Origin of the sequence: Pseudomonas sp. I3-I5 (genome assembly GCF_022699445.1) — a bacterium.
Lineage (GTDB): Bacteria > Pseudomonadota > Gammaproteobacteria > Pseudomonadales > Pseudomonadaceae > Aquipseudomonas > Aquipseudomonas fulva.
Window position 1 is genome coordinate 689031 of record NZ_CP093940.1, and the last position, 22834, is coordinate 711864.

The 22834-nt window shown below is 62.2% G+C and carries 28 protein-coding genes; 14 read left to right on the forward strand and 14 right to left on the reverse strand.

Annotation, left to right across the window (positions count from 1 at the left end; all coding sequences use genetic code 11):
• Positions 1-7 precede the first annotated feature (7 nt).
• Both MOP87_RS02995 and yjiA read left to right on the forward strand, forming a co-directional pair.
• Positions 8-205: a YbdD/YjiX family protein gene (locus MOP87_RS02995; protein ID WP_023534469.1), complete on the forward strand. Its 198-nt coding sequence runs from the start codon at positions 8-10 to the stop codon at positions 203-205.
• Positions 206-349: 144 nt separating this feature from the next.
• Positions 350-1327, forward strand: coding sequence for a GTPase (gene yjiA / locus MOP87_RS03000; RefSeq protein WP_088522937.1), 978 nt, complete (start codon positions 350-352; stop codon positions 1325-1327).
• Here the strand turns inward: yjiA and MOP87_RS03005 are convergent.
• On the reverse strand, positions 1287-2771 hold the full coding sequence (locus MOP87_RS03005; RefSeq protein WP_206405971.1) for a methylenetetrahydrofolate reductase C-terminal domain-containing protein: 1485 nt from the start codon (positions 2769-2771) through the stop codon (positions 1287-1289). The two genes, yjiA and MOP87_RS03005, sit on opposite strands and share 41 nt — an antisense overlap.
• Positions 2772-2999: 228 nt before the next feature.
• Between MOP87_RS03005 and MOP87_RS03010 the strand changes: the two genes are divergently transcribed.
• Positions 3000-3872 (forward strand): 5-methyltetrahydropteroyltriglutamate--homocysteine methyltransferase, encoded by an 873-nt coding sequence (locus MOP87_RS03010; protein ID WP_088522891.1) that lies wholly within the window; start codon positions 3000-3002, stop codon positions 3870-3872.
• A 67-nt stretch (positions 3873-3939) separates the two neighbouring features.
• Here the strand turns inward: MOP87_RS03010 and MOP87_RS03015 are convergent, their stop codons facing one another.
• Positions 3940-5118 carry an acetyl-CoA C-acetyltransferase gene (locus MOP87_RS03015; RefSeq protein WP_242810111.1) on the reverse strand — a complete coding sequence of 393 codons (1179 nt, stop codon included), beginning with the start codon at positions 5116-5118 and terminating at the stop codon, positions 3940-3942.
• A gap of 287 nt (positions 5119-5405) precedes the next feature.
• Here MOP87_RS03015 and fabV point away from each other — a divergent pair, with 287 nt between their 5' ends.
• Positions 5406-6617, forward strand: a complete 1212-nt coding sequence (gene fabV, locus MOP87_RS03020; RefSeq protein ID WP_242810527.1) for an enoyl-ACP reductase FabV — start codon at positions 5406-5408, stop codon at positions 6615-6617.
• Positions 6618-6719: 102 nt separating this feature from the next.
• Here the strand turns inward: fabV and MOP87_RS03025 are convergent, their stop codons facing one another.
• The 6 genes from MOP87_RS03025 to MOP87_RS03050 all read right to left on the reverse strand — a co-directional run bounded on the left by MOP87_RS03025 (position 6720) and on the right by MOP87_RS03050 (position 9968).
• The gene (locus MOP87_RS03025; protein ID WP_197874390.1) at positions 6720-7061 is read right to left on the reverse strand and encodes a HopJ type III effector protein; all 342 of its coding nucleotides are present in this window, start codon (positions 7059-7061) and stop codon (positions 6720-6722) included.
• Complete coding sequence (locus tag MOP87_RS03030) at positions 7054-7350, reverse strand: DUF1244 domain-containing protein (protein WP_027914401.1); 297 nt, start codon at positions 7348-7350, stop codon at positions 7054-7056. Before MOP87_RS03030 ends, MOP87_RS03025 begins: the two co-directional genes overlap by 8 nt.
• A 9-nt stretch (positions 7351-7359) precedes the next feature.
• Positions 7360-8097 (reverse strand): dihydromonapterin reductase, encoded by a 738-nt coding sequence (folM, locus tag MOP87_RS03035; RefSeq protein ID WP_027914402.1) that lies wholly within the window; start codon positions 8095-8097, stop codon positions 7360-7362.
• Positions 8098-8130: 33 nt separating this feature from the next.
• On the reverse strand, positions 8131-8691 hold the full coding sequence (locus tag MOP87_RS03040) for an antibiotic biosynthesis monooxygenase (protein WP_059183330.1): 561 nt from the start codon (positions 8689-8691) through the stop codon (positions 8131-8133).
• 172 nt (positions 8692-8863) lie between these two features.
• On the reverse strand, positions 8864-9481 hold the full coding sequence (locus MOP87_RS03045) for a hypothetical protein (protein ID WP_242810112.1): 618 nt from the start codon (positions 9479-9481) through the stop codon (positions 8864-8866).
• Between the two features lie 58 nt (positions 9482-9539).
• Entirely contained in the window at positions 9540-9968 is a 429-nt protein-coding gene (locus MOP87_RS03050; RefSeq protein ID WP_242810113.1) for a PAS domain S-box protein, read from the reverse strand.
• Between the two features lie 111 nt (positions 9969-10079).
• On the opposite strand from MOP87_RS03050, the gene MOP87_RS03055 reads away from it, so the two are divergent.
• Positions 10080-10535 (forward strand): flavodoxin, encoded by a 456-nt coding sequence (locus MOP87_RS03055; RefSeq protein ID WP_028687624.1) that lies wholly within the window; start codon positions 10080-10082, stop codon positions 10533-10535.
• 224 nt (positions 10536-10759) lie between these two features.
• Positions 10760-11662, forward strand: a complete 903-nt coding sequence (locus MOP87_RS03060; RefSeq protein ID WP_028687625.1) for an alpha/beta hydrolase — start codon at positions 10760-10762, stop codon at positions 11660-11662.
• Positions 11663-11912: 250 nt separating this feature from the next.
• Here the strand turns inward: MOP87_RS03060 and MOP87_RS03065 are convergent, their stop codons facing one another.
• Positions 11913-12695 carry an IclR family transcriptional regulator gene (locus MOP87_RS03065; protein ID WP_027914407.1) on the reverse strand — a complete coding sequence of 261 codons (783 nt, stop codon included), beginning with the start codon at positions 12693-12695 and terminating at the stop codon, positions 11913-11915.
• A gap of 169 nt (positions 12696-12864) precedes the next feature.
• On the opposite strand from MOP87_RS03065, the gene hmgA reads away from it, so the two are divergent.
• The 3 genes from hmgA to maiA are packed head-to-tail and all read left to right on the forward strand — an operon-like array spanning position 12865 to position 16104.
• The gene (gene hmgA / locus MOP87_RS03070; protein WP_242810114.1) at positions 12865-14166 is read left to right on the forward strand and encodes a homogentisate 1,2-dioxygenase; all 1302 of its coding nucleotides are present in this window, start codon (positions 12865-12867) and stop codon (positions 14164-14166) included.
• Positions 14167-14169: 3 nt separating this feature from the next.
• On the forward strand, positions 14170-15462 hold the full coding sequence (gene fahA, locus MOP87_RS03075; RefSeq protein WP_088522894.1) for a fumarylacetoacetase: 1293 nt from the start codon (positions 14170-14172) through the stop codon (positions 15460-15462).
• Positions 15463-15474: 12 nt separating this feature from the next.
• Positions 15475-16104 carry a maleylacetoacetate isomerase gene (maiA, locus tag MOP87_RS03080; protein ID WP_242810115.1) on the forward strand — a complete coding sequence of 210 codons (630 nt, stop codon included), beginning with the start codon at positions 15475-15477 and terminating at the stop codon, positions 16102-16104.
• Positions 16105-16144: 40 nt separating this feature from the next.
• On the opposite strand, the gene MOP87_RS03085 is transcribed toward maiA, so the two are convergent.
• Together MOP87_RS03085 and MOP87_RS03090 are read right to left on the reverse strand one after the other, a co-directional pair.
• A complete protein-coding gene (locus tag MOP87_RS03085) occupies positions 16145-16486 on the reverse strand; it encodes a hypothetical protein (protein ID WP_027914411.1) in 342 nt (113 codons plus the stop codon).
• 159 nt (positions 16487-16645) lie between these two features.
• Entirely contained in the window at positions 16646-17452 is an 807-nt protein-coding gene (locus tag MOP87_RS03090) for a tetratricopeptide repeat protein (RefSeq protein ID WP_027914412.1), read from the reverse strand.
• Between the two features lie 123 nt (positions 17453-17575).
• On the opposite strand from MOP87_RS03090, the gene MOP87_RS03095 reads away from it, so the two are divergent.
• Positions 17576-18595, forward strand: a complete 1020-nt coding sequence (locus MOP87_RS03095) for a Glu/Leu/Phe/Val dehydrogenase dimerization domain-containing protein (RefSeq protein WP_242810116.1) — start codon at positions 17576-17578, stop codon at positions 18593-18595.
• 37 nt (positions 18596-18632) lie between these two features.
• Here the strand turns inward: MOP87_RS03095 and MOP87_RS03100 are convergent, their stop codons facing one another.
• The gene (locus MOP87_RS03100) at positions 18633-18896 is read right to left on the reverse strand and encodes a YebG family protein (RefSeq protein WP_058604888.1); all 264 of its coding nucleotides are present in this window, start codon (positions 18894-18896) and stop codon (positions 18633-18635) included.
• A 218-nt stretch (positions 18897-19114) separates the two neighbouring features.
• Here MOP87_RS03100 and MOP87_RS03105 point away from each other — a divergent pair, with 218 nt between their 5' ends.
• Positions 19115-19585, forward strand: a complete 471-nt coding sequence (locus tag MOP87_RS03105; protein WP_027914415.1) for a phosphate-starvation-inducible PsiE family protein — start codon at positions 19115-19117, stop codon at positions 19583-19585.
• Between the two features lie 3 nt (positions 19586-19588).
• Here the strand turns inward: MOP87_RS03105 and MOP87_RS03110 are convergent, their stop codons facing one another.
• Together MOP87_RS03110 and MOP87_RS03115 are read right to left on the reverse strand one after the other, a co-directional pair.
• Entirely contained in the window at positions 19589-19879 is a 291-nt protein-coding gene (locus MOP87_RS03110; protein ID WP_027914416.1) for a DUF3509 domain-containing protein, read from the reverse strand.
• 158 nt (positions 19880-20037) lie between these two features.
• Complete coding sequence (locus MOP87_RS03115; RefSeq protein ID WP_206405622.1) at positions 20038-20385, reverse strand: HPF/RaiA family ribosome-associated protein; 348 nt, start codon at positions 20383-20385, stop codon at positions 20038-20040.
• Between the two features lie 239 nt (positions 20386-20624).
• On the opposite strand from MOP87_RS03115, the gene MOP87_RS03120 reads away from it, so the two are divergent.
• The 3 genes from MOP87_RS03120 to MOP87_RS03130 are packed head-to-tail and all read left to right on the forward strand — an operon-like array spanning position 20625 to position 22830.
• Complete coding sequence (locus MOP87_RS03120) at positions 20625-20930, forward strand: DUF3649 domain-containing protein (RefSeq protein WP_027914418.1); 306 nt, start codon at positions 20625-20627, stop codon at positions 20928-20930.
• Positions 20927-22504 (forward strand): PepSY-associated TM helix domain-containing protein, encoded by a 1578-nt coding sequence (locus MOP87_RS03125; protein ID WP_027914419.1) that lies wholly within the window; start codon positions 20927-20929, stop codon positions 22502-22504. The genes MOP87_RS03120 and MOP87_RS03125 overlap by 4 nt, the downstream gene beginning before the upstream one ends.
• Positions 22504-22830 (forward strand): DUF3325 domain-containing protein, encoded by a 327-nt coding sequence (locus tag MOP87_RS03130; protein WP_088522899.1) that lies wholly within the window; start codon positions 22504-22506, stop codon positions 22828-22830. The genes MOP87_RS03125 and MOP87_RS03130 overlap by 1 nt, the downstream gene beginning before the upstream one ends.
• Positions 22831-22834: the final 4 nt, after the last annotated feature.

Below are 22834 nucleotides of genomic sequence, written 5' to 3' on the forward strand. Positions count from 1 at the left end.
TGCTGCGATGTTCAATGACCTGGGTCGGCTGGGCAAATACCTGGGGCAGGCTGCACGCCTTATGGTGGGCATGCCTGATTACGACAATTACGTCGAACACATGAACAAGACGCATCCGGACAAACCGGTCATGACGTACGAAGCGTTCTTCCGAGAGCGCCAGGAAGCGCGTTATGGTGGCAAGTCCGGGCCCAAATGCTGTTAAGCCACAAGCGTTGAGCTGTACCGGCCTCACCGTCGGCAGCCTGCGTTCATCGACCAGCCTGCTCCCCTTGGGGGCAGCCACTGGCGGTCAACGCAGGCCTGTCGCGGTGGGGCCTGTGTTTTTTCCGAACAGGAGATGTTCTGCGTGCAGACCCCGATTCCCGTAACCGTACTGACCGGCTTTCTCGGTGCCGGCAAGACCACGCTGCTCAAGCACATGCTCAAGGCCGAGCATGGCCTGAGGCTGGCCGTGATCGAAAACGAGTTCAGCGAAGCAGGCATCGACAGCCAGTTGCTCGGCGACGAGCCGGTGCAGGTCATGACCCTGGCCAACGGCTGTGTGTGCTGCAGCATTCATGGCGACCTTACCCGTGCTCTGTTCCTGCTGCTGGAGCGGCTCGACGCCGGCGAAATCGCCTTTGATCGGCTGGTGATCGAGTGCACAGGGTTGGCCGACCCTGCGCCAGTGGCACAAACGTTCTTCATCGACGAAGAGCTGCGCGAGCGGTACATCCTGGACGGCATCATCACCCTGGTCGACGCCGCCCATGCCGACGTCCATCTGACCCAGACCATCGCCCAGGCCCAGGTGGGCTTTGCCGATCGCCTGCTGCTGAGCAAGACCGACCTGGTGGAGCCGGCCACCGTGCAAGCCCTGCGCGAGCGCCTGGCCCGCATCAATGGGCGGGCAGCCCTGCATGTGGTCGAACAAGGCTGCATCGACCTGGGTGCACTGCTCGATGTACGCGGCTTCAACCTCAACCCAGACCTGGGCGTCAACCTCAAACCCACCCTGCGTCCAGTGCTCAAACCCGCCACCCCGGACCGTATCGCCACCTTGGTGTTGCGCACCGACAAGGCGCTGGATATCGACCGCCTCAGCGACTTCATGAATGGCCTGTTGGAAACCCATGGCACGCAGTTGTTGCGTTACAAGGGCGTGCTCAATATCGCGGGCGAGGACCGCAAGCTGGTGTTTCAGGGCGTGCTCAAGCTCTACGGGTTCGATTGGGACGCTGAATGGGCAGAGGCCGAACCGCGCGAGAGCGTCATGGTGTTCATTGCCGACGACCTTCCCGAAGCTACGATTCGGGCCGGCTTCGAGGCGCTGACGGCCGAGTGACGGGCTGAGCCTGGGCGCCGAACCAACCCGGCCAGGAGCTTCGATGGCGGGTGTGCTGCTCCACGCAAGGGATCAGGCGCTGGGCCAGCACGTCGGTTTGCCGCACCGCCTTGGCCGTGCGGTACTTGGCACTGTGGATGCACTCACGATCGCCAAACTCGCACCGGTTCAACGTGGTACCGCCGCAGGGCCCGTTCGCCAGGCCCTTGGGGCAGGTCTCGGGGCAGGTGTACAAGGTGTCTTCAAGGCGGCAACGACCGCAGGTGTCGCAGCCAAGCAGGGGCCGCTTTACGGCCCGCTCCAGGCTGTGCAGCACCTGGGCGCCCAGGCCTGTCGTCCACATCGGCTGGCGAACCGCCCACCCGAACAGCTGACTCACCGGATTGCTACGGCTGAACAGCAGGCCATGCATGCCATGCATGGCGTGGTAGCGGGCTTTCTGCGCAAACGTGGCCACGACACGTGACTCTCCCTCGCGCCACGCCGCCTGCGGTGGATGAAACGTCACCGCCGGTAGGCCAGGCATTTGCCAGCTGGCCTGCCAGGCAGGCGCCCATTGCTCCAGCGTGGTCACGTGCGCCTGCCAGTGCTCAAGGCGTGCCTCCAAGGCAAGCAGCTGGCTGGGCTCATGAATGCCCGACAGGTGCACGCCGGCGTAGCCCATCAGCTTCACCCCAATGACCTGGAGGGCCAGGCGGTCGATGCTGCGCGCCTGGGCAAAGGCCTTGGATTGCGCCGTCTCGGCTGCCAGCATTTGCCGCATCGACGGGGTGACGGTCACGCCTGCGACATGATCGAGCATGCCCGCGCGGCCTTGGGTAAGGCTCATGAGACAGGCCAGCAGGGGTTTAGGCGCGCGTTGGCGGCGCATCCAGTGCATGGCCTCCTGATGCTTGGCGGCATCGAAACCTAGCTGCAGGATGAAAAAGTCGGCACCGGCTGCCAATTTCTTTTCAGCCTTCAGGTACTGAGCGGCACCTTCCTCCTCTCGGTACTTGAACGGGTTGAGTGCTGCGCCCAGCCACCAGTGTGGATAGGCCTGGCGGGCGATCTGCAACGCTGCGACCGATTCCAGGTACCGCACCGGGCGCTCGCCTGGCGTATGGCCTGGCAGGCGATCCCCTGTCAGCATCAGCAGCTGGTGCTGGCCTGCAGCGTCCATGCGCCGCATCTGGGCGAGCAAATGGTGGCGCTCCCGGTCCTTGCCGGAGAAGTGAGGCAGGGCGGGCACCGGGTGCTCGAAACAGGCCAAGGCGTCCAGGGGAGACATGTCCAGCGGGCTGCTCACTCGGTCACCGATGGCAAGTGTCATCGGCCAGCCACACACTTGCCCACGGGCCATTATTGCGTCCATCGCCGCAAAACGCTCTGCTGACGGTTTGGGAACGAACTCCATGACGCAAGCGAATTGCTGCTCTTGCAGGGCGGTTTTGAGCACGCTCATGACGGACACCGGGTGTGGGCAGGCTGGCATTGTGCGCCAGCCCTGCGAGCGGGTCATGCCCGGGTGCGCAGGGCACTGATCTGATCAAGACATGGCAATGAGCCGCGGGCGCGCCCAATGTGAGTGAACATGAGAAAAACTTGGGTTGATCTCAAATTTATTGAGTTTGTTTCAAACGCCAATCGATCTGAAAATGCCGCCATCATTTCTGCACACTGGGGAACACACATGGCACTGGCGCACAACCTGGGCTTTCCACGCACTGGCAACGACCACGCGCTGCGCGCACGTCATTGGCAAATGCAGAAAGACGCCGGGATCGAGCTGTTGCCTGTGGGCGATGTGGACTGGCAGGGTGGGGCCGTGCGCGACCCTCGCACGCCAGTGACGCAGCCTTTCACCCAGCTTGCCGATCAGCTGCTGAAGGAAGTGGCCCAGGCCAGTGCGCTTGGCCACACCGTCAAACCTGTTCTTGTCGGCCCTTTGACCTATTTGTGGCAAAGCGCGGCGCAAGATGGGCACAGCCTGGTGCTGGAATGTGTAGACGAACTGCTTCCGCACTATGACGACGTTCTCAATCGTCTGGCCGAACTAGGCGTGCAGTGGGTGCAGATCGATGAACCGATCCTTGCCCAGGCGCTGCCGCAGGACTGGAAAAACGCCTACGAGCGGGTTTACAACATTCTGCAGCGTGCCCCGTTGAAGAAGCTGATCGCGACATGGGCCGGTGGCTTGCAGGGCAACCTTGGCCTGGCCGCGAACTTGCCGGTGGACGGCTTGCACATCGACCTGGTGAGTGACCCTGAACAGCTGACGACCACCCTGGACCGTCTGCCTGCCTACAAGGTGCTGTCGCTGGGCCTGGTCGATGCAGAAAACGATGCCCAGCATGCCCTGGACAGCAAGTGGCACTGGCTGTGTGAAGCCAATGAGCGTCTGGGGGAGCGACTGTGGATCGGTACGGCCTGTTCACTGCTGCACAGCCCGCTGGGCGTCGCCGTGCAGGCCTGTGAGGATGTCGCCCGGCTGGCCAAGGCGCTCAATGACCCGATCAAGGGGACGCCACCCACGTTCGATGCCCTGCAGGTGGCCAGCGCCTGATCGTGCATGGCAGGTGCCGCTGCGCACTGGCGTGCTTAGCGGCCCCGGGTGCCCGTGGCTCGGTTGATCAGCGCTCGATCGCCAGGGCCACGCCTTGTCCACCACCGATACACAGCGTGGCCAGGCCTTTCTTGGCATCGCGCTTGATCATCTCGTGCAGCAAGGTGACCAGCACGCGGCATCCGGATGCACCGATGGGATGACCCAGCGCAATCGCCCCACCGTTCACGTTGACCCGCGAAGCATCCCACGCAAGCGCCTTTCCAACCGCCAGCGCCTGGGCCGCAAACGCCTCGTTGGCTTCGATCAGATCCAGGTCGGCCAAGTGCCAGCCTGCCTTGCCCAGGCAGCGTTCAGTCGCAGAGACAGGGGCGATCCCCATTACGGCAGGGTCGACTCCAGCGCTGGCATAGGCCGTGATCCTGGCCAGCACGGGCAAGCCCAATGCCTGGGCCTTTTGAGCGTTCATCAGCAGCACTGCCGCAGCCCCATCGTTGAGGCTGGAGGCATTCCCTGCCGTCACGCTGCCATCCTTCTTGAAGGCAGGACGCAGTTTGGCGAGGGATTCGACCGTGGTGTCCGAGCGTGGCTGTTCGTCTTGGGCGAAAACCTTGGGCTCGCCTTTTTTCTGGGGCAGCAGGATCGGGGTGATTTCAGCCTCGAAGCGGCCAGCGGCGATGGCTGCCACCGCCTTGCGCTGCGACTCAGCCGCAAAAGCGTCCTGCTGTTCGCGGCTCAGCCCGTACTCTTGCACCAGGTTTTCGGCAGTGATGCCCATGTGGTAATCGTTGAACGCGTCCCACAGGCCGTCGCTGATCATGCTGTCGATCAGCTGACCATGGCCCATGCGCTGGCCGGTGCGGGCAGAAGGCATGACATAAGGGGCAAGGCTCATGTTTTCCTGGCCGCCGGCGATCACCACCTCGGCATCGCCGCAGCGAATGGCCTGGGCGCCCAGGTGCAGTGCCTTGAGCCCCGAGCCGCAGACCTTGTTCAGGGTCAAGGCAGGCACGCTGAACGGCAGGCCTGCCTTGATGGCTGCCTGACGAGCAGGGTTCTGCCCGGCGCCGGCCGTCAGCACCTGGCCCATGATCACCTCGTCGACCTGCGCCGGATCCAGCCCAGTTTGCTCCAACAGACGCTTGATCACGGCTGCCCCCAGGTCGACGGCCGGGACGCCAGCCAGGGCGCCCTGGAAGCTGCCGATGGCGGTGCGGGTCGCGGCGACGATCACCACTTCGTTCATGTTGTTGTTCTCCGTCTGAAGGTGAGGGCACCCAGCATCGGCGCATTTTGCTCATTTGTTAAGTTTGTTTTTGTTGCCTATTGATAGGAAAACCGAATCAATGCCTAGGCGCAGGAAGAGGGCGTCCGGACAGGGCGCTCCGTCGCCAGTCGGCCACCGATTTTGCATCGCTGCGCTCAACCCTTAAGATGTGTCGCCTGACCTGCGGGGTGAGTCTTACCCCTCAGTCCACTTTTGAAAACGCCCTGCGTGGCGTTATCGTGCATAAACCAGACGAGGTACAGACATTGGCCATCATTCATCCTAAGGTCCGCGGTTTCATCTGCACCACGACTCATCCCAAGGGCTGCGAGCTCAACGTCCGTGACCAGATCGAAGCCACCCGCAAACGGGGCGTACGCGAGGATGGTCCGAAGAAGGTGTTGGTCATCGGTGCCTCCAGTGGCTACGGCCTGGCGGCGCGCATCACTGCCGCCTTCGGTTTCAAGGCCGACACCCTGGGCGTGTTCTTCGAAAAGCCAGGCACCGAAACCAAAGTCGGCACCGCCGGCTGGTACAACGCGGCGGCGTTCGACAAGTTCGCCAAGGCCGAGGGCCTGTACAGCAAGTCGATCAACGGTGACGCCTTCTCCGACGAAGCGCGGGCCAAGGTCATCGAGCTGATCAAGAACGACATGGGCGGCAAGGTCGACCTGGTCATCTATTCGCTCGCCTCACCGGTGCGCAAGCTGCCACAGACAGGCGAACTGGTGCGCTCGGCGCTCAAGCCGATTGGCCAGCCGTACAAGTCGACGGCCATCGACACCAACAAGGACGCCATCATCGAGGCCAGCATCGAGCCGGCCACCGAGCAGGAAATCGCCGACACCGTGACCGTCATGGGTGGCCAGGACTGGCAGCTGTGGATCGATGCCCTGGCCGGTGCCGATGTGCTGGCCGAAGGCGCCCGCACCGTCGCCTTCAGCTACATCGGCACCGAAATCACCTGGCCCATCTACTGGCACGGCGCCCTGGGCAAGGCCAAGCAGGACTTGGACGACACTGCTCTGCGCCTGGACCAGAAGCTGGCGGCTGACGTAAAGGGCGGCGCCAATGTGGCTGTGCTCAAGTCGGTCGTGACCCAGGCCAGCTCGGCCATCCCGGTGATGCCGCTGTACCTGTCGATGGTGTTCAAGATCATGCAGGAGAAGGGCGTCCACGAAGGTACCCAGGATCAGCTCGATCGCATGTTCCGTGACCGTATGTATCGCACCGACGGCGCGCCAGCGCAGGTCGACGAGAAAGGCCGTCTGCGCCTGGACGACTGGGAACTGCGCGATGACGTGCAGGACGCCTGCAAGGCCATGTGGCCACAGGTGACTACCGAGAACCTGTTCGAGCTGACCGACTATGCCGGTTACAAGAAGCAGTTCCTGAACCTGTTCGGCTTCGAGCGCACTGACGTCGACTACGACGCAGATGTGGCGACCGACGTGCAGTTCGATTGCGTCCAGCTGTAATCGAGCGCTCTGGGTTCAGATTACCGGGGCTGCCAGGCAGCCCCGGTATTCATGCTGCGATGCCGACCTCCAGGGCGCAGTCCACTGGATGGCAGCCCCTCATCAAGCCTTGCGCGACAGCGGCAGTGTCTCGAACTTGACGCCTGCCAGGCCATACGCGATCAGCGCACGGATATTCCCATGGTCTTGGCCCTCGGGTGTGGCCTGCACAGCTCGATAATGCTCGCCAAAAGCCAGCAGCGCTTCACGATCACTCAATCCCTCAAGCAACGCCAGGCCCAAGGTCTTGCATGAACCTTCGTTCTGCCCGGCTGCGTTTTCGACGTCACCGTTGCTGAAGGCCCGGGGCTGATAGGCATAGTGTTCGGCAATGAATGCCAGGGTGTCGGCGAACACATGTTCACCACTGTCCAGGCTGGCGCGCAGGGTAGTCAGATCAGTCACGGGGTTTTCCTTGTTCGAATGCGGCCTGCTGCTGGGGGCTGGCCTCTTTCTGGTACTGGGCCTTCCACTCGCCGTAAGGCATGCCGTAGACGGCTTCGCGCGCCTCGTCCAGGCTCAGGTCCAGCTGGCGCTCGTCGGCTGCCGCCTTGTACCACTTGGACAGGCAGTTGCGGCAGAACCCGGACAGGTTCATCAGGTCGATGTTCTGCACGTCGGTGCGTGAACGCAGGTGTTCCACGAGCCGGCGGAAAGCGGCGGCCTCCAGTTCAAGCTGTTGCTGTGGGGTCATGGGCTTCTCTCAAATGATGCGGTTTTTCAGGTGGCGGCCACCATTGATGACCACTTGGCTGCCGGTGCTGTACTGACTGGCAAGCAGGTACTTGACCGTCTCGATCAGCGGCCCGGCGCCCGGTTCGAATTCCAGCAGTGCCTTCTTCAGTGTCTGTTGGCGATAGGCTTCGTCGCCGCCCTCCTTGAGGATCAGCAGCCCAGGCAGAATACCGTTGACGTGCACCGTGGGCGCGTACTTTTCGGCGAACGACAACACCATGTTCTGCAGCGCGGCCTTGGTGGCGGCATAGCCGATGTGGCTTTTGCTGCCGCGCGAGGATGTCTCGTCGCAGACGTGGATGATGTCAGCCTTGTCGACCTTGGCCAACAGCTCGCCCAAGGCCAGGTTGAGATGATAGGGCGCTTCGACATGAAGGCGGAACATGGTCTCGAGGTTGGCCAGGCCATCGTCGAGCCACAGCGAAGCGTTGTGGATGACGGCGCGCAGGCCATCGTAATGGCTGTAGAGGTAGTCGACCAATGCCTGGCGATCGGCCACCTGGCACAAGTCTGCCGTGAACGGGATGATGTTGGGGTGTGGCGATTGCGGCTGGACGCTGCGGCTGGCACTGACCACCGTATGGCCGGCCTGGGCCAGTTCCATGGCCAGGGCCAGCCCGACGCGTTGGCTGGCTCCGGTTATCAGGATAGGGCTGTTCATGTTCGGGGCGGTCAACTGTATCTGTCGAGGGTTGCCGCCCAGCATACCCCAACTGCCCAGCGCGTGTGAGGCCTGCGCCTACCGGCTACGCCAGGCGTGTTCACGTGTTGACGAACCCTGCAGCCAGCCCGCCAGCAGGTGCGTTGAAAGGGGGATGAACAGGTACACCATCAGGGGGGTGAGCGCCAGGGTGCTCACAAGCACGCGTGGCAACAGGTCCATGCCTGCCAACCAGTGACCGAACAGCATATTGAAAGCCAGTGACACCGGAAAGAACGCCAGCCAGATCGCCGTGGCCTGCTTCCAACGGGGTGGTTTACGCACCAAGGCAGTGCCGAACCAGTCGTTTATGCCACTGACCCGTGCCTCTCTGGGGCGCTCGAACAGCCCGTTGCCCCGCTTGAGCCAGGCGCGCCGGGAAGCCGAATGTTCCCAGGCATGCAGGGTCGGCTCATCACTGAAGCGGAAGATGATCTGAAACTCATCGCCGTCGCGCGGCGGTGCGAGAATCCCTGAGCCCAGGTAGCCGGGGAAGTCGGTGGCCAGCTGTTCGCCCTCATGGAGCCAGGCCAGCAATTCTTCGTAGCGGCCGTCGGCGGCGCGCCGCGACACCATCAAGGTGACGGGGGATCTAGACATCGTGTATCTCCTGACGACGAGGCTGGCGGGTAGCTGGCCCCTTGGCTGTGTCGGCCGGGGTGGTGGTCGACTCAGTTAGGCATGCAAGAAGTGGGCGCGGATTATGGCGTATCGCCCGGGCAGGCGTAAGTCATAGGGTGGGTAAACACGGCGCGTTCGTCGGGTGTGGGCTTCAGCCGGGCATTTGCGTATGCAACTCAGGGTGAGCCAGCCGGTGCTTGTGGAGAATGAAATCGCGCAGGCGTTCGATGTCTTCCTGGGCAGTGCCACTCAGGTCATAAGCGGCCTTCGATCCGTCGATACGCCGGCCGAGCTTGCCGTGAAGCTCGATTGGGCAGACCCCGTCCGGGGCGAATCGGAGCGTGAAGACATCAGGGGCGTCAGGTAGGTCGCGCACTTGCACAAGCACACCTTTGACAGAAATGTCACACACCCAGAGCCCGCTGTCGTCACCATGGGCGTCGAGCAGCGCACAGGGCGGATCAAGGGTCAGTCGCCAGGGTCGCAGCCTGGGGCCTATCTCGAAAATGTCGGGCGCGCCCAGTTGCAATTGCAGCGTATGGAACTCGTCTTCGATCAGCTGCAGCGGAATGCTGATCTGCTGGTTGTTGACATGGGCCTGCAAGGTGACTTGCTCATGCGCGACCAGGCGCGTCAACAGGCCCTGGATGCGGCTGTCCCCATTGACCAGGAGGCTCGTCATGGCTTCGGCCATGTCGAACTGCGGGGAGTGCTGGACATCCTGGATATAGTCCAGCTCATCCTGGGTCAAAAGCGTGTCGGGGGGCATCTCGAAACTCGATGTGGAGGGTTCTACAACTCAGTTGACTCCAAAAAACAACCGGGGTTCAGGTCTGGTCACCGGCTTTCTGACGAACGCGCAGCTCGGCCAATTCGCGTTCCATTTCCACTTGCCGGGTAACGTCCTTCTGAATGCCGATGAAGTACAGGCGCTGGTCAGCCGCATGCCTTAACGGGGTAATCGAAAGCTCGTTCCAGAACCCGGTGCCATCCTTTCGGTAGTTACGCAGCACTTCACGGCAGGCCTGGCCTTCTGCCAACGCCTTGCGGATGCGCGCGCGGCCCAGTTGGTCGCGGTCGTCTCCCTGCAGGAATCGGCAGTCCTGGTACAGGATTTCATCTCGGCTGTAGCCGGTGAGGCGCTCGAAAGCCGCATTCACGTAGATGAGGATGGTGTCGTCGCCTTCCTGTTCGGCGACCACGATACCGTCGTCCGAGGCATCGACCATCGATTGCAGCAACTGCGCAGTGATCATGTGTAGGTCATGCAGTGAAGGGATGAGGGCCACGGGCATTACCACGGCCTTGTGCCAGCGCTGGGTGCTAGTATCCTACGATTTCACTCAGTATCGGAAACCTTTTCCCTGATGAAAGTCGTCATTATTTCCGGATCGGTGTACGGCACCGCCGAAGAAGTCGCCCGTCACGCCGAATCGCTGCTCAAGGCTGCTGGCCTGGAGGCCTGGCACGCCAACCGAGCCTCTTTGCCCGACCTGCAGGCGTTCGGCCCGCAGGCAGTGCTGGCGGTGACCTCCACCACCGGCATGGGCGAGCTGCCCGACAACCTCATGCCTCTCTACAGCGCCATTCGCGACACCCTGCCGGCCGCCTGGCGTGGCCTGCCGGGTGCAGTCATCGCCTTGGGCGATTCCAGTTATGGCGATACGTATTGCGGCGGCGGCGAACAGATGCGCGAACTGTTTGCCGAACTTGGCGTGCACGAGGTGGTGCCCATGCTGCGGCTCGATGCCAGCGAGAGCGTGACACCGGAAACCGATGCCGAGCCGTGGCTGGCTGAACTGGCCCAGGCACTGAACGCCTGACGTTTTGCAGGACGGGAACGCAGCCGGCAACCAGACAGGCTGCGCCTACCGCTGGTGCAGGTGACTCGCTCAGTCATCAAGCTGGCTGGCAACGCAAGTTCAAGCGCCTCGGCCGCTGGCTAGACTGTGTCTCGACATAGAGAGCACATGCAAGTGCCGAGGTGACATGCAATGACAGCAGCCTTGCCCTATCGCGTCCATATTCCTTAACCCGGTGCCTTCCGATGCCCATGGCCGAAATTCCATTGTGCGTCTGGCGTACCCGGGGACAGAGTTTCACATTCCGGGGTCAGAGCATCCGCTACTGGACCGCAGGGCAAGGAACGCCCCTGCTTTTGCTACATGGTTTTCCTACAGGGAGCTGGGACTGGCATTACCTGTGGGGGCCTCTGGCCCAGCGCTATCGGGTGGTGGCCTGCGACATGCTAGGGTTCGGCGATTCGGCCAAACCGGTTGATCACGTCTATAGCCTAATGGAGCAGGCCGACTTGCAGCAGGCCTTGCTGGCTCACCTGCAGATCGAGCAGCCGGTGGATGTGCTGGCTCATGACTACGGCGGTAACGTGGCTCAGGAACTGCTGGCTCGGCATCATGAACAGCGTGCCAGTATCGCCAGCTGCGTCTTTCTCAACAGCGGCCTGTTTCCTGAAGGCTGTCGCATGCTGCTGCTGCAGAAGCTGCTGCTAAGCCACCTGGGGTGGTTGGTGGCGCGTTCGTTCAGCCGTGATGACTTGGTGCGTCACCTGACCCGTGTCTACGGGCCGTGTACCCACCCGAGCGAAAGCGTGCTCGACGACTTCTGGAGCATGCTGGCTGCCAATCGCGGCACGCGCGTGCTGCACAGGCTTGCCGGTTACGTGCCTGAACGCATGCGCCACCGTGATCGCTGGACACAGGCGCTGCAAGGGACGGTGCCGTTGCGTCTGATCGCGGGCGCAGTCGATCCCCTTTATGGCGCGCACATGGTCGAACACTACCGTCGGCACGTACCGACCGCCGATGCCGTGCTGTTGCAGGGTATTGGTCATCATCCGCATACCGAAGCGCCGCAACAGGTGTTGCGTCATTACCTGGCGTTCAGAGAGCCCGCCCAGGCGTTCGGCTCGCTCAAGGTGGCCCAGTCCTGACCCGTTGAAGCGGCAACCAGGCCCTTGAGCACTAAATCGCAGGCAAAAAAAACCGCTGCCTTTCGCAGCGGTCAATCGAGACGTCAGATCAAGGAGCTTCAAAATCTACGTCGATACACCTGGCTGACACCGCGAGCGGGGGGAGAGCCCTCGGTGGCAGCCAGTGATCCGATAATAAGCAATTGAATCCGCTGGAAAAACCGCATACGGCGACATTCACCGTTACATACCAGGCAACAGTCTGCAGTACTCAAGGCGCTGGGCAGTGCCCCATGCGCCAGCTTGTCTCGCGCGTGGCAGCCAGTAGCCGCTGCGCCGCAGGGCCTTGTTCATCGGCCTGGAACATCGACGTGGGCCCCACCACCGTCATCACCGCAGCGATCTGCCCCATGGCGTTGAAGATCGGTGCTGACAGCGCATCCACACCCGGCATCAGCAGCCCGTGGATGTGATGCAGACCGCGTTCACGTATACCTGCCAGTACCTGCTGATAATCATCAGGCCGCTGCTTGAGCTGGGTCAGCTCGCGCGCCATCAGGTCCACGGTTTCCCGCTCAGGCAAATGGGCCGCGAACACCAGCCCGGTGGACGAGGTCAGCAGCGGCAATACCGAGCCGATCTGCGTCACCACGGTGACGGCGCGCACGGCCGGTTCGATGCTTACCACGGTCGCCCCCTGGTTGCCCCACACCGCAATGAAGCAACTCTCGTTCAATTCATCACGCAGCTGGGAGAGCGGCAACGCGGCGACTTTCAGTACATCGATGCTGCCCAGCGCGGCCATGCCCACGCGCAATGCTTCGCGCCCCAGACCGTAATGATTGGTGGCCGCATTCTGTTCGGCGAACCCGCTGGCAATCAAGGCTTGCAGGTAACGATGCACCTTGCTCGCCGGCATCTGGACATGCTCTGCGAGCCTGGACAGTGACGTAGAAGGCGAGAGTTCGGCCAATGCCTTGAGGATGTCGGTGCCCACCTCGGCTGAGCGGACCTTCTGCTTGCCGTTGTCGGTAGGGGAGCTGGCTTTGGCCATCGGTAGGGTCATCCGCGAGTCATCGAGTCGCGCCTTTATAGCTTGACGCCTGGCGCAGAGCAAATTACGTTATTCGTAATCTGATTACGATAAAAACAATGCAGATGCGCCGCCGTTCCCTCGGGCAGCAGCAACTGCTCCCACAGGCCGCCCCGGCCCGGAGGCATCGATGAATCGCGACCCTGCACCTGACCCTCACTACCTCAGCGGTTTCGGCAACGAATTCACCAGCGAAGCGTTGCCAGGCGCATTGCCGGTCGGGCAGAACTCGCCTCAGAAAACCCCCTATGGGCTCTATGCCGAGCTGCTCTCCGGCACAGCGTTCACCATGGCCCGTCATGAGCTGCGCCGCACCTGGATGTACCGCATCCGGCCGTCGGCCGCTCACCCGCGTTTCGAGCGCCTTGCGCGCCAGCCTCTGAGCGAGGCGTTGGGTACGATTACGCCCAACCGCCTGCGCTGGAACCCGCAGCCCATCCCGCAAACGCCGACCGACTTCATCGAGGGTTGGGTGCCCATGGCGGCCAATGGCCCTGCTCATGCGCCTGGCGGTGTGAGCATCTACATCTACTGCACCAACCGCTCCATGGAGCGCGTGTTCTTCAACGCCGACGGCGAGCTGTTGCTGGTGCCTGAGCAAGGTCGCCTGCGCATCGCCACCGAGCTGGGTGTCATGCAGGTCGGCCCGCTTGAAATTGCAGTGATTCCCCGCGGCATGAAATTTCGCGTCGAGCTGGTCGATGCCCAGGCGCGTGGCTACCTTGCCGAAAACCACGGCGCGCCCCTGCGCCTGCCGGACCTGGGGCCCATCGGCAGCAATGGCCTGGCCAACCCTCGCGATTTCGAAACGCCGGTGGCCGCTTATGAACAAACCACCGGGCCGGTGCAGCTGGTACAGAAATTCCTGGGGGAGCACTGGGCATGTGAACTCCAGCATTCGCCGCTGGACGTGGTGGCCTGGCACGGCAGCAACGTGCCTTACAAATACGACCTGCGCCGCTTCAATACCTTGGGCACCGTCAGCTTCGACCACCCGGACCCCTCGATCTTCACCGTGCTCACCTCACCGACCAGTGTGCACGGCCTTGCCAACATGGACTTCGTGATCTTCCCGCCGCGCTGGATGGTGGCCGAGAACACCTTCCGTCCACCGTGGTTCCACCGCAATCTGATGAACGAGTTCATGGGGCTGATCGACGGTGCCTACGATGCCAAGGCCGAAGGCTTCGTGCCCGGTGGCGCCTCCCTGCACAGCGTCATGAGCGCCCATGGCCCGGATGCCGAGACGTGCGACAGGGCCATCGCCGCCGAGCTTGCCCCGCACAAGATCGAGAACACCATGGCGTTCATGTTCGAGACCAGCCAGGTGCTGCGCCCGAGCCAGTACGCCATGGCCTGCCCGCAGTTGCAGACCGACTACGACAGCTGCTGGGCCACCTTGCCCAGCACCTTCAACCCGAACCGGAGATAACCCATGAACCAACACGCTATCGCCCGCAGTTGGGTGAGCCATGCCAATGGGCACAGTGACTTCCCGCTGCAGAACCTGCCCTTGGGTATCTTCAGTCGTGGCAGCGAGGCCAGACGCTGTGGCGTGGCCATCGGCGATGCCATCCTCGACCTTGAGGCGGTGCTGGGCTTGGGTTTGTTCGAAGGTCAGGCCAAGGCGGCGGTACTCGCTACGCAGGGCGGCACCTTGAATGGTTTCTTCGCACTGGGGCGCGGAGCGCGCGTGGCGCTGCGTGAACGGCTGCTCGAGTTGCTCGGTGAGCAGTCCGAGCACCAGGCAATGCTGGAAGGGGCGCTTTACCCCGCCAGCACTTGCCAGATGCACGTGCCGGCCCAGATCGGCGATTACACCGACTTCTACGTGGGCATCGAGCACGCCCGCAACATCGGCAAGTTATTCCGCCCCGACAACCCCTTGCTTCCCAACTACAAGTACGTGCCCATCGGCTATCACGGCCGTGCATCGACCATTCGCCCCTCCGGGACGGATGTTCGCCGGCCCAAGGGCCAGACATTGCCCGCCGGGCAGAGCGAACCGAGCTTCGGCCCCTGTGCGCGGCTGGACTACGAGCTGGAGCTGGGCATCTGGATCGGGCAGGGCAATGACATGGGCCAGGCCATCCCCATCGGCGATGCCGCCGAGCACATCGCGGGCCTGTGCCTGCTCAACGACTGGTCGGCGCGAGACATCCAGGCGTGGGAATACCAGCCACTGGGGCCGTTCCTGTCCAAAAGCTTCGTGACCACGATTTCGCCCTGGGTCGTCACGGCCGAGGCGCTGGCGCCCTTGCGCTGCGCTCAGCCGGCCAGGCCGCACGGGGATCCCCAGCCGCTGTCCTACCTGCTCGACAAGCGTGATCAGGCAGCCGGTGCATTCGACATCGAACTGGAGGTGCTGCTGCTCACCGAGCGCATGCGCGAGGACGGTGCTACACCGCACCGCCTGGCCCTGAGCAACACCCGCAGCATGTACTGGACGGTGGCCCAACTGGTGGCGCACCACAGTGTCAACGGTTGCCAGTTGCAACCCGGCGACCTGTTCGGTTCCGGCACCCTGTCAGGTGCCACCCCAGGGTCCTATGGCAGCTTGCTGGAAATCACCGAGGGCGGTAAGCACCCGGTGGAGTTGCCCAATGGCGAAGTGCGCAAGTTTCTGGAGGACGGCGACGAAGTCATCCTGCGGGCACGGGGTGTGTGCGACGGCGAGGTGAGCATCGGGTTCGGCGAGTGCCGTGGCCGGGTCATCGCGGCCAACTGAGGAGACGCAGGCATGGAGCTGTATACCTATTACCGTTCCACCTCGTCCTACCGGGTGCGGATTGCCTTGGCCCTCAAAGGGCTGAGCTTCCGTGCACTGCCCGTCAATCTGCTGAAAGGCGAGCATCGGCAAGCCGGTTACCTGGGTATCAATGCCCAGGGCCGGGTACCCACCCTGCGTACAGACGTTGGAGAGCTGCTGGTGCAATCCCCAGCGATCATCGAGTACCTGGAAGAGGCCTACCCGCAGCCCGCCCTGCTACCGGAAGGTGCAGCGCAGCGCGCCCAGGCCCGCGGGGTGGCGGCGATCATCGGCTGCGACATCCACCCCCTGCACAACGTCAGCGTGCTCAACCGCCTGCGTGAAGCGGGCCAGGATGAAGTGCAGATCAACCAATGGATCGGTCATTGGATAAGCCAGGGGCTGGGGGCTGTCGAGCAGGTGATCGGCGAGGATGGCTACTGCCTGGGCGATACGCCCGGCCTGGCGGATGTCTATCTGATACCGCAGCTTTATGCCGCCGAGCGATTCGGGATCGACCTGGGGCGTTACCCGCGCATCCGCAGAGTGGCGGCGTTGGCGGAGCAGCATCCGGCGTTCATGCAGGCTCATCCTTCGCGTCAGTCCGATACACCGCGGTGAGCGCACCAAGCCGCGGTTGATCTGAGAAGTCGTTCATTGCCTAGCGTGGCTTGGATGACTGCTCAGGCGCCTCATCATGCGCATCGGCTTTGCGTTCCTTGGTTGCGCTCCTGTAGGCCCTGTCGTTGAGCGACTGCAGGAGGATTTGGTTAAGCGATAGCTGAGCTGCAAGCTGAGCCTGTTGCATAACCATGCTTTGAGCCTGTATTTCCTTGAGCTCCTTGAGTGTGGCATTGGCTTCCACAAGTTGACTGGCGATCTTTCTGAGTTGAACGTTAGACACTTTCGGCTGTTCGCTCTGTGTCGTCTGTCCGCACCCTGGCAATCCCATGAAAGTCAGCGTCAAAGTGGTTATGGCAGTTATGCGAGTCGGTATGTTCAAAGCTTGCTTTCCTTGCTAATGGGTGCGCTGAGCCTGTGAGGTTGCGCATTGCAGATAGTCCGTTGTGCCAGATCATCACTAATTCTGGTGATCCAATCCAGTTACTTGTGCCCCTGCGCTATTACTTTTAGAAAGACGTTAGCCCCCGCTCATCTGCCGTCAGTGAATCGAGCGATTGATCGAAGGCAGCTGACCCAGTCGCTCGCTCACTGCCAGTCGCTGCACAGGGTCTTCCGTGAGCAGCAACGCATGTTCCAGGTCGAAGCGTTCGGCGTGCGGGCAATCGAGTTGCCTGTACAGGCTTGCCCGGGCCAGGTAGTCGCCAACCTGGGCGGGCCCCAGTTGCATGACGCGCTCGGCATCGATCAGCGCCGCGAGTGGGGCATCATTACTGGTGTGCAGGTGGCGCAAGTTGCGTGACAGCCGTTGCAGCATCTGCATCGCGCTGGCCGGGCGCAGGTGCTCGGCGCTCAACGCGGTGCCAGGGCCGTACTGGCGGATCAGCAGCTCCCGGCAATCATTGGGGTAAAGACGCCGACCGCCGCAGGGGTCGAGCAAATGGTCGGCACCCGGCACGCGCAATAGGAAGTGCCCCGGGAAGCTGACACCTTCGAGTGGAATGGACAAACGTTGCGCAAACTCCAGTGCCAGGATGGCCAAGGCCAACGGTTGGCCGCGTCGCCTTGTCAGCACATGGTTCATCAAGGCAGCGTGCGGACGCAGCGGCAGGTATTCATCCTGTTGGAAACCTAATGCGTTGAGCTGGCGCAAAAGCGGCTGGGCAAGTTCAGTGGCCGCCACCATGGGCAGGTGAATGCTGATGGTGTGCTGCATGTTCTGGCAGACGGCCTGGCAGGCATCAGGGTCGACGCTTGGGTCATGTTCGGCGGCGATCCACAGCGCAGCTTGCAGCAGGGCGGCAGGCTTGTTTTCAAGGCAGGCCAGGCAGGCTTGACGTGGCTTCATGGGCTTCTCCACTCACCCTTGAGTAATAGCCGGCCAGAGCGGTTTCGTCCAGTTGTCCGGTAGCCCGGCCTGCCCGGTTCAGGTGCCTATACTGGATGCTGCACCTCATGGGGGAGCCAGGCCATGTTCGCACTGATGCAAAGCACCCGTACTCAGTCACTGCATGTGTTCAACGATCCGCAGACAGGCCTTGAAGCCGTCGTGGTCATTCACAGCGAGCGGTTCGGGCCGGCCATGGGCGGTTGTCGCTACCTGGCCTACACCGATCATGAGAGTGCCATCACCGATGCAGTCACCCTGGCCCAGGGCATGAGCTACAAAGCGGCAATGGCGGGCCTGCCGTTCGGGGGCGGCATGGCGGTCATTTTGCGCAGTCCGCATGTGAACGACCGCGCCGCCCTGTTCGAGGCACTCGGCCGCTGCATCGATAGCTTGCAAGGGCGACTGCTCATTGCCCTGGACAGCGGCACCTCGACGCTGGACATGGATTGCCTGGCGCAGGGCACCCCCCATGTTGTCAGCACGACGGCGCTGGGTGACCCTGCCCCACATGCGGCGATGGGGGTATTCGCGGGCCTGCGCGCCACCGCCCATGCACGGCTGGGCAGCCACAACCTGGAAGGGCTGCGTGTTGCCGTTCAGGGACTGGGGAGCGTGGGGTATGCGCTGGCTGAACATCTGCATGCATCCGGTGCAGACCTGCTGGTCAGCGACCTGGAGCCAGGCCGGGTGCGACTTGCAGTGGAGCAGTTCGACGCACAACCGATTGCCCACGATGCGCTACCCAGTACACCGTGCGACATCTTCGCCCCGTGCGGCGTAGGCCCGGGATTGAATGGGCAAAGTGTGATGCAGTTGAGGTGCGCGGCGGTGGCAGGCGCTGCGAATAATCAGCTGGCATCGCTGCATGTTGCCGATCAGTTGGAGGGGCGAGGGATTCTCTATGCGCCTGATTACGTGATCAACGCAGGCGCCCTGATCTACTCGGCGTTGGCTCACAAGGGCGAAAGAGCGGAGGCGATCACCGCCCATATTGCCCGTATACCTGCCCGACTCACCGAAGTGTTCGGCCATGCCCAGGCTGAAAAGCGTTCACCTGCACGTGTGGCGCAGGCGCTGGCGGAACGTATGCTGTACGCGTGATTTCCGCGCCCTTAGGCAATCAAGGCACCAGCGATCGCTATTGAGCAGCATCGCCCTCGAGCAGTTCACCCAGCGCGTCAGGCTGGCTCTTGAACGCCCTGGCAAACACATCGCGGTTCTTCGCCATGTAGATACCAGCTTCTTCTACCTGCTGCTCGCTCAATGATGGCACGGCCTTGTGCAGCACTTCTGCCAGGCGCTCAGCCAGTTCGAGCATCTTGTCGTGACGGTCTGCTTCGGCTTTATCCATGAACAAGCGCTCCGGGTCGCGGCTGCTGCGATACACCACTTCGACGGCCATTCATCACCTCTATGCCTTTTTGCTGTTAACGATTTACTGTATCTATATACAGTAATGGCATTCTCCGAATCGCGCAACCCTGAATTTCCCGGGTGCTGCGCGTGTCCTGCGTCACTCGACCACCTTCCAAGCCCCTGTGCCTGGCCCTTTAACTGCATGGCACAAGCGTCATACGGGTAGCGCATCATTTTTTGGATAGCTTTGGGGAGTCGTTGATCGTGAACATCAAATGGGCAGAAAAACTGCGCAAAGGCTTGCATGGTTCAGCCGATTCGCTGGGCAACCTGTGCGTCGAAGGCTTTCACTACCTGGCCTTGTTCGGCATCGGTGCGATAACCGCCTATGCCGCTGTGGTGACCTTCCTGGACATGCTCGGCAAGGGTGGGATCAGTGTGGATGACATCCTGCTGCTGTTCATCTACCTGGAGTTGGGCGCCATGGTAGGCATCTATTTCAAGACCAACCACATGCCCATCCGCTTTCTACTGTACGTGGCCATCACGGCGCTCACCCGCCTGTTGATTGGCGACGTGTCGCACCACAAGGCGCCGGATGTAGGCTTGCTGTACGTGTGCGGGGGCATTCTGCTGCTGGCATTGGCCATTCTGGTGGTGCGCTACGCGTCGTATCGCTATCCGTCGACCAAGGCCCTGGATGCCAGCGGCAAGGATGTGGAAGAGGGCAAGTAACCCTCAGTTGGCCACGACGTTGCGTGCTTGGCCGCCACCGGGGCGCGTGAGGGCGGCGAGCACTTGCATGGGGTTCTGGCTGCGGTCTATCGCCAGACCCAGGCGGATGCTGTCGATGACCCGTTGCAAACGAGCAGGGTCGTTGCGTTGCGCCTGGCTGATCAAGCGTTTGGCGGCAATGCCCGCCTCGTCAGACAAGGTGAGCATGATGCTCCCGTCTAGCGCCTCTATGCTCAGGTTGACCCGGTACTGGGGGCTGAACGCTGCACTGATCTGATCGAATGGGTTGGTCATGATGGCGCTTCTGCAACGTGATGATGCAGAAATTGACTGGCGGGGGCGGGAGCAGGTTCCAACCGTTTATCGGTCGTGACAGGCGCAGTAGTGCAAGGCTGAGCCCCTGCGGCTGGATAAGGCAAGGGCCGCTGCGCGGCCCTATTCTGGTCAGGTGATCAAGCCTCCGGATCGCTCAGCTCCAGCACGCCACGCTTGCTGCGCAACTTGCCGTACAGATGCTCCAGCGCGTGGGTCAGCTTAATAGCCGCGCCGTCCACCGCCTGGTCAAGCGAATTGGCCGTATGGGTCACCGAGATCGGCTGATGGCCTTTGGGGCGAGCCTCCATCTGGCAGCGCTTGTCCTGTGGTCCGGGTTTGCCGCCGTTTTCATCGCGCAGGTGTACCTCGATACGGGTGAGGTCTTCCTCGTAGCGCTCCAGCGTGTCTTGCACCGTGTTGCGGACCCACTCGTCGAGCCGGGCATTGCCATCGATGTGGTTGCTGCTGTTGACCTGGATTTGCATGATTCAATCCTTATTCAGCTTGCTCGCGTGGAGACGCCAGGCCCTTGAGACCCTTGGAATTTCTGCGCCTCTTGACTCTAAGGTCAGGCAAGCGAACAGCGAATTCAACCCCCTCGAAAAAATAAATGTCTTGTAGCAAAGCCGATTGCTCACTTTTGCCCGGCATGCTGTCGGCCAGGCTTTGCATATGAGAATCCATATCATTATTATTGCTGGCCTGACCCTTTCCGGACTTCGTCATGACCCGTAAACCCGCCAGCCTCACGCCCAGCTATCGCCTGGCCGTGGCTTCACGCAGCCTGGCGGCGTTGCTCGGCGGTTACCTGTTGGCGTCTACGGCCAGTTTCTGCGTGGCAGTGTCGCTGCCCGTGGCGCCGGTCGACGCCACGCTGATCGGCCTGATGCTGTCGTTCGTGTTCTACGTGCTGGCATTCATCGGTTGCTTTGCCTGCCGTGATGCCTGGCGAGCGTGGCTGGGCGTGTTGATACCGAGCCTGGTGCTCGGGCTGCTTGGCGCACTGGTCCATTGGATGAAATTGCCATGAAAGAAGGCTTCCGCCAGGCGATGGCCTGGCTGCATACCTGGACGGGCCTGCTGTTCGGCTGGCTGCTCTTTGCCATCTTCCTCACCGGCACCCTGTCGTACTTCAAGGAAGAAATCACCCACTGGATGCAGCCTGAGATAAGCCATCACGCCGCCAGCCCGCAGGCCGCACTGGAGGCGGCGCAGCGCTACCTGCAACGTCAGGCGCCCGCTTCGCAAAGCTGGTTCATTCGTTTGCCCAATGAGCGCGAAGCAGGTGTGAAGGTCGGGTATCGGGATGCGAACGGCGGGCCGCGCGGTTTCGTCACCCAGACCCTCGATGCCAAGACCGGCGAGCCCGTCACGGCGCGCGACAGTCGTGGCGGTGAGTTCTTCTACCGGTTCCACTTCCAGCTGCAGATGCCTTATCCGTATGGCCGCTGGCTGTCGACATTCTGCGCCCTGATCATGCTGCTGGGGCTGGTCACCGGCATCATCACCCACAAGAAGCTCTTCAAGGAATTCTTCACCTTTCGTCCTGGCAAAGGCCAGCGTTCCTGGCTGGACGGTCACAACGCCATTGGCGTGCTGGTGCTGCCGTTTCACCTGATGATCAGCTACAGCAGCCTGGTGCTGTTCATGTACCTGGTCATGCCCGCAGGGCTGATGGCGCATTACGGCGATGACACCTCGAAGTATTTCAATGATCTGTTTGGGGGAGGGGAGGCGCCCAAGGCAGCCCAGGTCGCCGCGCCGCTTGCACCACTGCCGGGTCTGTATGCCCAGGTCCAGGCGCTGCAACCAGGGGCGCGGGTGGGCAACATTCGGGTCGAGAACCCGGGCGACAGCAACGCCCGGGTCACCTTCACTCAATCTGCCGCCGACCACGTTGCCTATCGTCGCAGTGCCAACTGGACCTTCGACGGCGCCACAGGCGCGCTGCTCGAACAAGGCAAGCCCGAAAGTGGCGCCATGCTGACGGCATTCAGTTTCGCCGGGTTGCACATGGGCAATTTTGCTGGCCCTTGGCTGCGATGGCTGTATTTCTGCTTCGGGCTGGCGGGCACCGCTGTAATCGGGACCGGCCTGGTGATGTGGTTGGACAAGCGCCAGCTCAAGCATGCCAAAGCCCCACGCGTTCCACGTGAGCTGCGTCTGGTGGAAGTGCTCAATATCGTCAGCATGAGTGGGCTGCTGTTGGCAGTGGCCAGCTTTTTCTGGGCTAACCGGCTGCTGCCGGTGGCGCTTGAAGCCCGTGCCGACTGGGAGGTCAACGCGTTTTTCATCACGTGGGGCCTGGCGCTGGCGCATGCCATTGCGCGTAGCGGTCGCCGGGCCTGGGGTGAGCAATTGGCACTCGGGGCGCTGGCCTTCATGCTGTTGCCCCTGCTCAACGCGCTGACCACGGCGCACGGGCTCGACCACGCCATCATCGATGGCGACTGGAGTATGGCGGGGTTCGACCTCACCGCACTGGGCTGCGGCGTATTCCTGGCCTGGCTGGCAAGCAAGAAGCTGCGCCCTGCGGTGGCCTCGGCCAAGCTTTCCCGTTCACGCGCCAGCCAGGTTGGCCATGAAACGGCGCAGGCCCGATGATGTTCGGTATCGCCTTGATCGCCTTTGCGGGTTTCGCCGCCTTGTGCCTGGCCATGTCCAAGCACTTCGAAACGCTGTTGGGGCGCACGCCTGGTCCAGGACAACCGCAGCTATTACGCGTGACCGGCTGGCTCATGCTGCTGGTCTCGTTGGTCCTTGCTGTGCAGTCGCGGGGCTGGGCTCACGGCCTGGTGGAGTGGACGGCCGTGGTGATGGCAGGTGTGACCTTGTGGGTGTTCGCGTTGCCGTATCTGCCGCGCTTGCTGGTCGGCATGGCCGCCGTCAGCGCATTGCTGGGGCCGTTGCTGGTCCTGTCAGCCGGGTGATGCC